Here is a 12,499-nt window from a genome sequence, read left to right on the forward strand (position 1 = left end):
TCAGAACACGAGGTAGCGGGCGGCGAGCTCCTCGACGAGCGGGTCGTCCTCGGCCACGCTGTCCAGGGCGTCCAGGTCGCTCGCCACCGAAATCTGCCTCGGGTCGTCGTGTTCGTTGTCCGGAGCGTCCTCGGCCAGCTGGCGCAGCAGCTTCGCACGCACCCGGGTCTTGAGTGAATCGGTCATATCGAGAGCTTGCCCGCTCGCGGGCGAGGGAATCGTGCGTGCTCAGACCGGGACGGCGGATGTCGGTCCGCCATTAGGTCCGGTGGTTCCGCTCAGACCGGGGCCAGCCAGCTGCCCCACGGCGTATTGCGCAGCACCGAGTACACGACGAACAGTGCGAGCACCGTCCACATGAGCGGACGCGGCAGGTCGGGGACGCGCGGACCTTCGCCCCGCCACGCGCGCACCGCCCAGTCGCCGACGAACACGGCCAAGGCGAGCAGCAGCGGAATGGCGAGCAGGTTGCTGTGCAGCGAGTCCAGGATCCGGCCGTCGGTGAGGTTGTGCACGGCGCGCATGCCGCCGCACCCCGGGCAGTACAACCCGGTCAGGCCGTAGAGCGGGCAGATGCCGTACGAACCCTCCACGTGCGGGTCGCGGAAGTGCAACAGGACCACCGCTCCGATACCGGCTCCCGCGGCGAGCGCGGGCAGGCCGAGCGCCCGCCACCCCGTGCGCCGCACCCGCTGCTGCGGCGGGAAGGGTGGCTGGGCGGCGAGGTGCGTGGTCTCCACGAGAACCAACGGTAGCCGGGGCGCGCGGCTTCCCGCTACCGGCAACGTGCGGCGCCGAAAGCCGGTGCCACGCCGTGCCGCAACCGGCGACTCCGAGCGTGGCAACACGGCGGCACGGCGGCACGGCGGCACGGCGGCACGGCGGCACGGCGGCACGGCGGCACGGCGGCACGGCGGCACGGCGGCACGGAAGCCAGGGTTGATCGGGTCAATCCGGCTGCGCCAGGCGCAGGACGTTGCCCGAGGGATCGGTCAGGTCGAAGCCGGGACCGCCCGGGCCGTCCTCGGGGCGGCCGGGCTTGGCGTACCGATAGTCCTTGGCGGCGAGTTCGGCGTGTAGAGCATGGATGTCGCCCACCGCGATCCACACCACCGAGCCGGGCGTGCCGTCACCGTGATGTTCGCTGAGATGCAGCGTGGCTTCCGACCGGGACACCTGGGCGTACAGCGGGAAGTCGTCGCCGAACCGGTGCTCCCAGTCGACGATGAAACCCAAATAGTCGCAATAGAATTCGTACGCCTTCGCGGTGTCGAACATGCGCAGCACGGGAATCGGCGGTGCGAACCGGACGTCCTCGGAGGTCATCGGGCGATCATCGCACCGCGCACCGACAGCAAGCGGCGAAACATGGGGCTACGCGAGCACCGCCGGATCGACGAAGGACGAGTCGCGTGGCGCGGCCGTGCTGCGCGAGGAGCCGCCTCTCGGGCTGATAACGATCGGATACCGCCGATAGCAGCGCGCGTCCAAGTGGCGATGTACCGGATGTGACCATTCGAGCCCTGTGCACTCCGGAGAGACTTCGCTCGCGCGCGATGTTTCTCTCCTCGGGCAGAGTTCACCGGACCGAATATTGGGTATCCACAGATATGCGCCAGGATTTCCGCCATGGAGCGCTTGCACTTGCAAGCACTTTTGCTTGCACCGTACTGTGGCGGACGACACAAAGGAGTGCACAATGCTGGTGACGTCGATGAAGACACTGGCGGGGATACGCGGCGCCGAACCGCTCACCGCGGCTTTCCGGGCCGGACTGCGATCCCGTATGTTCGCGACAGCTTCGCTGAACAAGCCGACCGCGCCCTGCGAAACGATCCCGGTCACCACCGTCGACGGCGCTCAGCTCCGAGTGCACGCGTACGGTCCCGCCGACGGCGATGTCATCGTGCTCATCCACGGGTGGAGCTGCTGCATCGAGTACTGGAACCCGCAGATCAACGCGCTCGCCGACCGCTACCGCGTGATCGCCTACGATCAGCGCGGCCATGGCGAGAGCACGCTCGGCCGCACCGCGCCGAGCGGCGAAACCCTCGCCGACGACCTGGCCACCGTCCTCGACGCCACCTTGCCGCGCGGCAAACGCGCCACCTTGGTCGGCCACAGCATGGGCGGCATCACCCTGCAGGCTTGGGCCGCCCGTTACCCGGAGCAGGTGCCCGCACGCGCCAATGCCGTGGTTCTCGCGAACACCGCGTCCCGCGAGATCAGGCACGAGACCGATCTGCTTCCGCTGCTGAACAAGCCGCTGATGCTGGCCCGCCGTCCGGTCACCGTGTTCGGCGCCGGCGTGCGCATGCCGCTGGTGTTCGCCGAGACGCTGCTGAACGCGCCGGTGCCGCTGCCGGGCGGCCCGCTGGTGACCTCGATCATCAAGGCCAGGTTGATGACGAACAAGGCGACCGCCGACGAGGTCGCGTTCGCGCTCGGCATCGTCCGCTCCTGCCGGCCGCTGACCCGCGGCCTGCACGCCGCGGCCCTGGCCGTGCTCGACCTGAACGACGCCGCCAAGCACCTGACGGTTCCCACCACCGTCATCGCGGGCGAGCACGACCGTCTGCTGCCCGCCCGCATGAACCGCCCCATCGTCGACGCTCTCACCGCAGCGGGCTCGCTGGCCGATTATCAGATCTGGTCCACCGGCCACCTCGGCAACATCGAGGCCGCCGACCGCTTCAACGCCGAAATCGACAGAATCGCTCAGGGCGCGGGCGACCACCGCGCCACAGCGGTCTGACCCAAAGGGTTCTCCCGGGCCGGTCAACGGCGCCCGGCCCGGGAGCACCACCCGGTCACGCCTGCTTGTAGCGCAGGCAACTGCGGACGAAGTCCTGGACGGGCGCGTTGTCGTCATCGATCGGATTCCACGCGACACCGACCTGGCTGGGGGCGATGCCGACCACCTGCCGGTAGACCACGCCGGGCCGCTGGTAGAAGCGGGCAGTGGACTCCGGCGCCAGGGCCACGCCGTATCCGTTCGCGATCGCCTCGAGCCAATCGTCCGGATGCTGGGTGACCGCGCCGATGCGCGGCGGAATGCCTTCCCGCTCGTCGACGGCCAGCCAGTAGTCGCGCCACCGCCCGGTCGCCTGCGGTGCGGCGACGAAGGGCTCGTCGAGCAGCTCGCGGAAGGGGATCTCGTCGCGATCGGCCAGCCGGTGGGTACTCGGCAGCACGACGCAGCGAGGCTCGGTGAGCAGCACCTCGACCCGCCACGACTCCTGGCCGGGAATCGGCAGCCGCAGCAGCGCCACGTCCACGCTGCCCTCGGCCAATCCCGCGGTGGGGTCGGACCATGGGCTCTGGCGCATGTCGACCCGCCAGCCCGGTCTGCGTTCACCGAACGCGGCGATGATCTCCCTGGTGGCCTCGTTGGCGGCGCTGGCGAGGAACCCGACGCGCAGGACTCGGGTCTGCCGCGCGGCCGCGGCATTGGTCTCGGACAGCGCGCGATTCCAGTCGCCGAGCAAGGCGGGCACCCGCCGTGCCAGGGCGCGCCCGGCCTCGGTCAGCGCCATCCCCGCGCGCGAACGGGTGAAAAGCCGCGCCCCCAACAGGGTTTCGAGCTGCTTGATCTGCTTCGTGAGCGCCGGTTGCGACACGTAAAGCCGTTCGGCCGCACGGGTGAGGTTTCCTTCCTCGGCGACGGCGGCGAAGTAGCGCAGCAACCGAGTATCGACATCCATGCCGCCAGGTTATGGACACAGGTATTGGTGCGACAACGACCGCCGAATCGAGACTGGGTGAACAAGGTCGTCTCAGCCAGGAAGGTTCCATCGTGTTCGCCGTCTACATCACCCTGACCTGCCTCACCGCCTTCGCCGCGGCGACCGGAGCTTGGATGGATTTCGTGCGCCACCCCATTCCGGTCGCGGCGTCGAAGCAGGTGCAGGTGCCGGAGTCGTGGATCCTTCCGCTGGGCATACTGCTCGGCGCCGGAGCGCTCGGACTGGTCGGGGGATTCGTCATCCCCCCGGTCGGCATCGCCGCCGCGACGGGTTTGGTGCTCTACTTCGTCGGCGCGATCATCGCGCACCTGCGGGTCCGCGACTACCAGCTCGGCATGGCCGCGACCGCCTTCGCACTGACCGCAGCCACCCTCGCCGCCACCCTGGCGTACCGCTTCGGATGACCAACGCCAGCTTCAGGCCTCGCTCGGCGCGAACTGTGCCGTGACTACAGCATCGGCACCGGGACGGCCGTGGTGAGACCACCGTCGACCACCAGGTCCTGTCCGTTGATGTAGGACGCCTCACCGGAGGCAAGGAACGCCACCGCGGCCGCCACCTCCTCGGCGGAACCGATACGGCCCGCGGCGACGTTCGTGGCGATGGCGCGTTGGGCGGCATCGGTCGTCTCGGCGCGGAAGGCGGGGGTGTCTGTGTAGCCGGGGCTCACGGAATTGACCCGGATGCGCCGGGGCGCCAGTTCGGCGGCGAGAGTGCGGGTCAGGTTGTGGACGGCGGCCTTGGTGGCCGAGTAGAGGGCGGCCGCCGGGACACCGCGATGCAGGGCGAACGAGGCGTTGATGACGATCGACGCGCCGTCGGACAGCAGCGGGAGCGTCTTCTGGACGGTGAAGAACGCCGCCTTGAAATTGCTGCCGACCACGCGGTCGAATTCGGACTCGGTGACCGCGTCGATGGTCTGGAAGGCGCCGATGCCCGCATTGGCGAACACCACGTCGAGGCGACCGTACCGGTCGCGGACGGCGGCCGTCAGCGCGTCGATATCGGCGAGATCCGCTGCGTCACCGGGCATTCCGAACGCACGGTCGCCGAGTTCTCCGACGGCGGCGTCGAGCCTGACCTTGTCGCGCCCGGTGACGACGACACGGGCGCCCTCCGCGATCAAGCGGTGCGCGGTGGCCAGCCCCATGCCGCTGGAACCACCGGTGATGAGCGCGATCTTGCCGTCGAATCGGGGGTTTTCGTATGTCATGCGTTCAGCGTGCCGACCGGCGCGAGAGGCGAACAGTGCGCATTTATGGTGGGCGTGGCACCACCACCTTTCAGGCGGAGTCGGCCAGGCGCAGGCAGGACAACCGATCGAGGCGGGTCGCGGTATCGGTACCGGGTTGCGGGTTGTAGAGCACCAGCGACCAGCCGGGATGATCGGCGACGGTCAGTGTCGTCGCGTCGAAGAACAGGTCACCGGCCTCCGGATGCCGCAGCGCGTTCACCGCCTGGACGGGAACGCCCACCTCGTGCCGCTCCCACAGCTCGGCGAACTCGGAGCTCGCCGACGCGAGATCTTCCACGACCCTGCGGAATTCGGGATCGCCTGGGAACAGCGCGGCATCGGCACGGTAGGCGGCGACCACCGCGGGAGCCTCGGCCGCCCACCGCTCGTCCATCGCGAGATAGCGGGGATTGGTGAAGTAGGTGATCAGACAGTTGTGCGCGGTTCCGTCGAAGCCGAACACCGCGCGCGCCATGTCGTTGTACGCCAGCACATTCCAGTACCTGTCCCGCACCAGCGCGGGCCGCCGCCCCCACGCGTCGAGCAACTGCCGCACCTCGGGCGTCACCTCTGGTCCCGAAACATCAAGGGCGGGAGGCGGGTTGAGACCGGCCAGCAGATACAGGTGCGCCCGTTCCGGTCGGCTCAACCGCAGCACGTCGGCGATCGACTCGAGCACCTCGGTCGACACGGTGATATCACGCCCCTGCTCGAGCCACGTGTACCACGAGACCCCCACCCCGGCCAGCACCGCGACCTCCTCGCGCCGCAGCCCTGGCGTCCGTCGCCGCCCCGTCACCGGCATGCCGACGTCCGCGGGCCCGAGCCGCGCGCGTCGCGTGCGCAGGAAGTGACGGAGTTCCTCACGGGGATGCTGCGGGGATTCATTGGCCACGAGCCACGGTAGCAACGTCACGCGCCGGTCGCCGGGCCGTCGGCCGGAGGTGGGGCGACTCGATCAGTCGGTCGTGCAGCAGCACTGATCCGGAGCCGTACTGGGCATCTGACTGATTCAGCCGTTGACCTGGATCTTTCGTGGAGCCGCCTGGGGGAATCGAACCCCCGACCTTTTCATTACGAGTGAAGCGCTCTACCGACTGAGCTAAGGCGGCGTGCCTTTCGGCGACGCGAGTCTATCGTCTCCGCGCCTGGATCGCGAAAACGGGTGGTCGCGAGGGGTGCGGTCAGGCGGATTGGGCAGCCATAATAGCCGCGACCATGGCCGCGAGGGCGAAACGGGGCTTGACGTTGAGGTCGAGGGCTTCGCGGCAGGCGAGCACGGCCTCGATGGAGCGCAGCAGGCCTTCGGGGCGGACGCGGTCGGCGAGGTCGTGGATCTGGTCGGACATGTCCGGATGGGTGAGGGTGACGCCCGAGCTGGCGCGCGCGGCGCCGAAGCGGACGGCGAGCGCGTCGCGGTACACCCCCGCCACGTCGATCAGCGCGCGATCGAGAGCGTCGCGACCGGTGCGGGTCGCGCGGGACTTCTGCCGACGCTCCAAATCCTTCAGCACGCCCGCGGACCCGCGAGTTGCGCTCGCCGCGCCCTTTCCGGTCCCGCCCGCGCCGAGCGCGGTGGCCAGCTCCTCGCGTTCGCGTTCGTCGCGGGCCGCGCTCATCTGCTTGGCCTCGTCGTCGGCGGCCTTCACCAGTTCGTCGGCGGCGGCGTAGGCCGCGCCCGGTCGCGCGACGGCCGACACCAAGGCCAGCGCGCGCTGCCTGCGCGCCCTCGCCTCTTCGTCGGTGGCGAGCCGCCTTGCCCGCCCGACGTGGCCGCCGCTGACCGAGGCCGCCCAGTTCGCGGTCTTCTCGTCGAGCTCGTCGCGCTCCTTCAACACCCGGGCGATGGCGGGGACCGAGGGCGACACCAGGTGCACGTGCCTACAGCGCGAGCGCAGCGTCACCGAGATGTCCTCCGGGTCGACCGAGGGCGCGCACAGCAGGAACACCGTGCGATCCGGCGGCTCCTCGACCACCTTGAGCAGCACGTTTCCCGCCGCCTCCGTCAAACGGTCGGCGTCCTCGATGACCACCACCTGCCAGCGCCCGGTACTCGGGCGACGGGAGGCGATCTGCACGATCTCGCGCATTTCCTTGGTGCTGATGCTCAGCCCTTCGGGCACCACCCGCCGCACGTCGCCGTGCGTGCCCGCCATGGTGGTGGTACAGGCGTGACACTTGCCGCAGCCGGGTGTGCCCGCATCGGTGCACTGCAAGGCCGCCGCGAAACACAGTGCCGCAATGGATCGGCCGGATCCCGGTGGTCCGGTGAACAACCAGGAGTGCGTCATCGCGCCATCGACCACCCCCGCGCGGGCCGCGATCGCGGCAGCCGTCAGCTCGGACTCGACCGCATCCTGGCCGACCAACCGATCGAAGACTCCCGCCACGGCATACACCCTAACCGTCCGATCCGACACGTTCCCCCGGCCGGTCACGGCCTGTCCCCGCGCGACACGCGGCATCGATCGCGAAGTCGTTGACCGAGCTCACTGCACTGGCGGATCCTCGTTGCGGAGGTGGAATCATCGTGAGAATCCTGTTGATCGCCGGGGACGCCGCAGAAGACCTCGAGGTCTTCTACCCCTACCAGCGCCTGCTCGAAGAGGGGCACGAGGTGGACATCGCGGCGCCGACCGTGAAGAAGCTCCAATTCGTCGTCCACGACTTCGCGGACGGTTTCGACACCTACACCGAGAAGCTCGGCCACAGCTGGCCCGCTGACCTCGCGCTGGCGGACGTCACGCCGGAGAACTACGGCGCGCTCGTGGTGCCCGGCGGTCGCGCGCCCGAATACCTGCGCAACAACCTGGACTGCAAGCGCGTCGTCCAGCATTTCGCCGAGGAACGCAAGCCGATCGCGGCCCTCTGCCACGGCCCGCTGATTCTCGCCGCGGCGGGCGTGCTCACCGGCCGCTCATGCAGCGCCTACCCCGCCCTCGCCCCCGACATCGAGGCCGCGGGCGGCAAGTTCGTGGACAGCGAGGCGCACGTGGAGGACAACATCGTCACCGGCCGCGCCTGGCCGGACCATCCCGCCTGGATGCGCGAATTCCTCCGGCTGCTGCGCGAATAAGGCGTACCTCCGCCTTCACTCCGGCCATGCGCGGGGTCTGAGGACGGACTACGTCCGGCTGTGCCCACTGCGCGACCTTCGCCTTCGCTCCGGCGCCCAGGAGGCCCTGGAGTAGGTGCTGTTCTGCCTGTCCAGCTCTTCGCGCGCACGATCGGCCATGGTCGGTCCTTCCCGGATACGGGCCGGACCGACCGAGGCCGACCCACCGGGAACCCGCGCTCAGGACTTCTCGGCGGCCGTCTTCTTGGCCGCGGTCTTCTTCGCGGTGGTGGTCGTCTTCTTGGCCGCGGCCTTCTTGGCGGTGGTCTTCTTGGCCGCGGTCTTCTTCGCCGCCTTCTTCACCGGGCCACGGGCGCGCCGGTCGGCCAGCAGCTCCGAGGCGCGCTCGTCGGTGATGGTCTCGACCTCATCGCCCTTGCGCAGGCTGGCGTTGGTCTCGCCGTCGGTGACGTACGGACCGAACCGGCCGTCCTTGATCACCATCGGCTTGCCGGTGGCCGCGTCGTTGCCCAGCTCGCGCAGCGGCGCCGCGCTCGCGGCCTGCCTGCCGCGGCGCTTCGGCTCGGCATAGATCTTCAGCGCCTCGTCCAGCGTGACGGTGAAGATCTGGTCCTCCGACGCCAGCGACCGCGAATCGGTGCCCTTCTTCAGGTACGGGCCGTACCGGCCGTTCTGCGCCGTGATCTCTTCACCGGATGCCGGATCGGAGCCGACTACCCGCGGCAGCGACAGCAGCTTCAGCGCATCGTCGAGGGTGATCGTCGCCAGATCCATGGACTTGAACAGCGAACCGGTGCGCGGCTTGGGCGCGGCCGCCTTCTTCGCGGTCTTCTTGGCCGGCGGCTCTTCGGCGGCGGGCTCGGGCAGGACCTCGGTGACGTACGGGCCGAAACGTCCTTCCTTGGCGACGATTTCGTTCCCGGTCTCCGGGTCGACGCCCAGGCTGCGCCCTTCCTGCGGCGTCGAGAACAGCTTCTCGGCGGCTTCTGGGGTCAGCTCGTCGGGCGGCAGATCGTCGGGCAGGTTCGCCCGCTGGGAAATCGGATCACCATCGGGGTCATCGGGATTGACGACCATCCGCTCCAGGTACGGCCCGAAACGGCCGACCCGGACCACGACGTCGCGGCCCTCGGCGTCGGTGAAGAGCTTGATCGAGTTGACCTCGCGGGCGTCGATGTCGTCGAGCTGCTCGCCGACCATCTTCTTCAACCCGCCGGACCGCGCGACCGAACCCTCGACGCCGTGATCGCCGCCGAAGTAGAAGCTGGACAACCAGTTTCCGCGCTGCTCCCGGCCGCCGGCGATGGCGTCGAGATCGTCCTCCATGGCGGCGGTGAAGTCGAAGTCGACCAACCTGCCGAAGTAGGCCTCCAGCAGCCCGACCACCGCGAACGCAACCCACGACGGCACCAGCGCGCTGCCGCGCTTGTACACGTATCCGCGGTCCAGGATCGTCTTGATGATCGAGGAGTACGTCGAGGGGCGGCCGATGCCGAGTTCTTCGAGCGTCTTGATCAGCGAAGCCTCGGTGTAGCGCGCGGGCGGATTCGTGGTGTGCCCATCGGGATTCAGCTCGACCGCGGTGACACCCTGGCCTTCTTCCAGTGCGGGGAGCCGGGATTCGGCATCGTCGGACTGGCCGCCCGCCTCCTCGTCCACACTCTCCACGTATGCCTTGAGGAAGCCGGGGAAGGTGATCGTGCGGCCCGACGCGGAGAACACGCACTCCTCGCCGGTGCCCGCGACACCGGTGATGCGCAGCGTCAGCGTGGTGCCGCGCGCGTCGGCCATCTGCGAGGCGACGGTGCGCTGCCAGATCAGCTCGTAGAGCCGGAACTCGTCGTTGTCGAGCCGCGCGTGCAGCTGGCCCGGCGTGGCGAAGGTGTCGCCTGCGGGGCGGATCGCCTCGTGCGCCTCCTGCGCGTTCTTCACCTTGCGGGTGTACTGGCGCGGCGTGGGGTGCACGTACTCCGCGCCGTAGAGCTGGGTCGCCTGCGAGCGGGCCGCGGCGATCGCCGACTCCGACAGCGTGGTCGAGTCGGTACGCATATAGGTGATGTAGCCGTTCTCGTACAGCCGCTGCGCCACCCGCATGGTCCGCTCGGAGGTGAAACGCAGCTTGCGGCCCGCCTCCTGCTGGAGCGTGGACGTCATGAACGGCGCGTACGGCTTGCGACTGTACGGCTTGGCCTCCGCCGAGGACACCACCAGATCCGCGCCGTCGAGCGCCTCCGCCAACCGCCGCGCGTAGCCCTCGTCCAGGACGATCACACCGTTGGTGGACTTGAGTTGACCGTCGGGCCCGAAATCTCGACCGGTCGCGACCCGCGCGCCATCGACGTTCACCAGCCGCGCGCCGAAGGTTCGCGGATTCGAGGCGTCGACCGCCTCGCCGGTACCCGCGTCCAGCTTGGCCGCGATATCCCAGTACTCCGCGGAACGGAACTGCATCCGCTCCCGCTCGCGCCGGACGATCACGCGGGTCGCCACGGACTGCACCCGGCCCGCCGACAAGCGCGGCATGACCTTCTTCCACAGCACCGGGCTGACCTCATAGCCGTACAACCGGTCCAGAATGCGCCTGGTCTCCTGCGCGTCGACCAGATCCGGGTCGAGCTCACGGGTGTCGGCGGCCGCGGCCTGGATGGCGGGCTCGGTGATCTCGTGGAACACCATCCGGCGGACCGGCACCTTCGGCTTCAGCGTCTCCAGCAGATGCCAGGCGATCGCCTCGCCCTCGCGGTCGGGGTCGGTGGCCAGATACAGCTCGTCGGCGTCCTTCAGCAGGCTCTTGAGCTCGGTGACCTTGGCCTTCTTGTCCGGGCTCACCACATAGATGGGCTCGAAATCGTTGTCGACGTCCACGCCGAGGCGCGCCCACGGCTGCCCTTTGTACTTGGCGGGCACGTCCGCCGCACCGCGCGGGAGGTCCCTGATGTGGCCGACGGAGGCTTCCACCGTGTAGTTGCGACCCAGGTAGGGCGCGATCTTGCGGGCCTTGGTCGGGGACTCGACGATCACGAGACGACGCAGGGGACGGCCCTGGTCGGCTGCACCGCGGTCTCGTGTTGCCACCGGCGAAAACACCTTTCCTTCTCGACCCGCGCGGCGCGCTGGTGCGCGTTTGTGCACGGTTTGGGGCAAGCGGCGGCGACGCTGACATCGCTACCAGTCACGTTTATACCTTGACGCTGGTTGTGGTCGAGGCTTGCGACCCGAACCACTGAGCGTACGTGATCACTGCCGATCAGTATGCCCTGTTGTTTGCCGCGCTGGTGCGCGTGCATTCGACTCGTGCCACTCGTCCCCAAGCAATCGGGACGCCCGGCTGTTGGATGCTTTCTCCGTTTTATACGGAGTGAGGGGGCGGCCGGATGTGTGGTCGGGCGCCAATCCCTATGGACGTCAAGAGGCTTCGGCGCGGCTCGGCGTCGACCGGGGTGACCTGCTGATCCACGCGGTTCTGTTCGCGACCGATCTACCGGCGGCTCGGGCTGTGATACGAAAGTCCGGGCTGAAGTCAATGACCTCTGCTGGGGCGAAGCTGCGGCACGCGTAACTCACCCGCCGACCGACCCGGGCGTCCGATTGGCCCGGTTGCCCGGTCAGCGCTCGGCCAATGGCAACGGGCGGGTTGCCGTTAGGTCCTGGAGCTGCGGTTTTGTGCTCGCTGACCGGATCGACTCAGGCGATTGACACTTTCCCCGGAGCGGCGCGAGGGCTCATGAACCGGCCCTTTTGGGTGTCAGCGCCCATCGGGAGACGCACCGATTGGTACAGCGGTACATTTTGTTCATATTTTTCACGAACAGAATGTCCCTTTTCGACCTACCCCGGATATAGCTCGTCCCCCACCTCCGGTCACCGGTGGTGGGGGACGAGCTGTGGATCAGCGTCGCTCAGCTGAGCGCGCGAACTCCGGTGGCCTGGGGGCCCTTGGTGCCCTGGCCAACCTCGAACTCGACCTTCTGGTTCTCCTCGAGGGTGCGGAAACCCGTCCCCTGGATCTCGGAGTAGTGGACGAAGACGTCAGCGGAGCCGTCCTCGGGCGCGATGAAGCCGAACCCCTTCTCCGCGTTGAACCACTTCACAGTTCCCTGTGCCATTCTGTTCCTTCTCTTTTCTTACCGGAACGGCGGACAACTGGGTTCGTCCACCGGGTCCGTTCCGACCGCTGTACTCTTGGTTCCCCCTGCAGGAAAGCACCAAGCACACCGTTCGCAACATCGATCCTGCTGACGGTTTGGACTTTGGATCCGTCCCTCGAACACAGAAGCTTGCGACCAGGAACCAGTGAACCATGTCTTCGAGCAATTCAACAGTCGAGTTACCGACAATTTGCAAAAAAGTTGATCTTGCGAATGCGCAGGTGAGGGACACAATGCTCAAATCCGTACTTCAGGTTCGTTTGCCCTTGGATAACCGGGACGGCATCTGGCAAAC

General features: G+C 68.2%; 12 protein-coding genes and 1 tRNA gene. 3 read left to right on the top strand and 10 right to left on the bottom strand.

What is annotated here, in order from left to right; translation table 11 throughout:
- The 3 genes from AB0H50_RS34425 to AB0H50_RS34435 all read right to left on the bottom strand — a co-directional run bounded on the left by AB0H50_RS34425 (position 1) and on the right by AB0H50_RS34435 (position 1,326).
- Complete coding sequence (locus tag AB0H50_RS34425; RefSeq protein WP_357461164.1) at positions 1-186, bottom strand: hypothetical protein; 186 nt, start codon at positions 184-186, stop codon at positions 1-3.
- Positions 187-278: 92 nt separating this feature from the next.
- Positions 279-740, bottom strand: a complete 462-nt coding sequence (locus tag AB0H50_RS34430) for a DUF2752 domain-containing protein (RefSeq protein WP_357461167.1) — start codon at positions 738-740, stop codon at positions 279-281.
- Between the two features lie 208 nt (positions 741-948).
- Positions 949-1,326, bottom strand: a complete 378-nt coding sequence (locus AB0H50_RS34435) for a glyoxalase superfamily protein (protein WP_357461169.1) — start codon at positions 1,324-1,326, stop codon at positions 949-951.
- A gap of 373 nt (positions 1,327-1,699) precedes the next feature.
- Between AB0H50_RS34435 and AB0H50_RS34440 the strand changes: the two genes are divergently transcribed.
- Positions 1,700-2,755, top strand: coding sequence for an alpha/beta hydrolase (locus AB0H50_RS34440; protein WP_357461171.1), 1,056 nt, complete (start codon positions 1,700-1,702; stop codon positions 2,753-2,755).
- A 55-nt stretch (positions 2,756-2,810) separates the two neighbouring features.
- Here AB0H50_RS34440 and AB0H50_RS34445 read toward each other — a convergent pair whose 3' ends face one another.
- Complete coding sequence (locus tag AB0H50_RS34445; protein ID WP_357461173.1) at positions 2,811-3,704, bottom strand: LysR family transcriptional regulator; 894 nt, start codon at positions 3,702-3,704, stop codon at positions 2,811-2,813.
- Positions 3,705-3,796: 92 nt separating this feature from the next.
- Between AB0H50_RS34445 and AB0H50_RS34450 the strand changes: the two genes are divergently transcribed.
- The gene (locus AB0H50_RS34450) at positions 3,797-4,150 is read left to right on the top strand and encodes a DoxX family protein (protein ID WP_357461176.1); all 354 of its coding nucleotides are present in this window, start codon (positions 3,797-3,799) and stop codon (positions 4,148-4,150) included.
- A gap of 44 nt (positions 4,151-4,194) precedes the next feature.
- Here AB0H50_RS34450 and AB0H50_RS34455 read toward each other — a convergent pair whose 3' ends face one another.
- The 4 genes from AB0H50_RS34455 to AB0H50_RS34470 all read right to left on the bottom strand — a co-directional run bounded on the left by AB0H50_RS34455 (position 4,195) and on the right by AB0H50_RS34470 (position 7,370).
- Positions 4,195-4,959, bottom strand: coding sequence for a glucose 1-dehydrogenase (locus AB0H50_RS34455; RefSeq protein WP_357461179.1), 765 nt, complete (start codon positions 4,957-4,959; stop codon positions 4,195-4,197).
- 70 nt (positions 4,960-5,029) lie between these two features.
- Complete coding sequence (locus AB0H50_RS34460) at positions 5,030-5,875, bottom strand: helix-turn-helix transcriptional regulator (RefSeq protein WP_357461180.1); 846 nt, start codon at positions 5,873-5,875, stop codon at positions 5,030-5,032.
- 141 nt (positions 5,876-6,016) lie between these two features.
- A tRNA-Thr gene (locus AB0H50_RS34465) sits at positions 6,017-6,092 on the bottom strand.
- 72 nt (positions 6,093-6,164) lie between these two features.
- Positions 6,165-7,370, bottom strand: coding sequence for a DNA polymerase III subunit delta' (locus AB0H50_RS34470; RefSeq protein WP_357461183.1), 1,206 nt, complete (start codon positions 7,368-7,370; stop codon positions 6,165-6,167).
- Between the two features lie 140 nt (positions 7,371-7,510).
- Between AB0H50_RS34470 and AB0H50_RS34475 the strand changes: the two genes are divergently transcribed.
- The gene (locus tag AB0H50_RS34475) at positions 7,511-8,056 is read left to right on the top strand and encodes a DJ-1/PfpI family protein (RefSeq protein WP_357461186.1); all 546 of its coding nucleotides are present in this window, start codon (positions 7,511-7,513) and stop codon (positions 8,054-8,056) included.
- A gap of 219 nt (positions 8,057-8,275) precedes the next feature.
- Here AB0H50_RS34475 and topA read toward each other — a convergent pair whose 3' ends face one another.
- Together topA and AB0H50_RS34485 are read right to left on the bottom strand one after the other, a co-directional pair.
- Complete coding sequence (gene topA / locus AB0H50_RS34480; protein ID WP_357461227.1) at positions 8,276-11,077, bottom strand: type I DNA topoisomerase; 2,802 nt, start codon at positions 11,075-11,077, stop codon at positions 8,276-8,278.
- A gap of 878 nt (positions 11,078-11,955) precedes the next feature.
- Positions 11,956-12,162 (bottom strand): cold-shock protein, encoded by a 207-nt coding sequence (locus AB0H50_RS34485; protein WP_019044597.1) that lies wholly within the window; start codon positions 12,160-12,162, stop codon positions 11,956-11,958.
- Between the last annotated feature and the right edge of the window lie 337 nt (positions 12,163-12,499).

This window comes from Nocardia sp. NPDC050793 (assembly GCF_040654065.1).
Classification (GTDB): domain Bacteria; phylum Actinomycetota; class Actinomycetes; order Mycobacteriales; family Mycobacteriaceae; genus Nocardia.

What these genes read in the sequence shown, in the direction of transcription:
- AB0H50_RS34425 (WP_357461164.1), bottom strand. Translation starts at nt 186, where the DNA reads ATGACCGATTCACTCAAGACCCGGGTGCGTGCGAAGCTGCTGCGCCAG.
- AB0H50_RS34435 (WP_357461169.1), bottom strand. Translation starts at nt 1,326, where the DNA reads ATGACCTCCGAGGACGTCCGGTTCGCACCGCCGATTCCCGTGCTGCGC.
- AB0H50_RS34440 (WP_357461171.1), top strand. Translation starts at nt 1,700, where the DNA reads ATGCTGGTGACGTCGATGAAGACACTGGCGGGGATACGCGGCGCCGAA.
- AB0H50_RS34445 (WP_357461173.1), bottom strand. Translation starts at nt 3,704, where the DNA reads ATGGATGTCGATACTCGGTTGCTGCGCTACTTCGCCGCCGTCGCCGAG.
- AB0H50_RS34455 (WP_357461179.1), bottom strand. Translation starts at nt 4,959, where the DNA reads ATGACATACGAAAACCCCCGATTCGACGGCAAGATCGCGCTCATCACC.
- AB0H50_RS34485 (WP_019044597.1), bottom strand. Translation starts at nt 12,162, where the DNA reads ATGGCACAGGGAACTGTGAAGTGGTTCAACGCGGAGAAGGGGTTCGGC.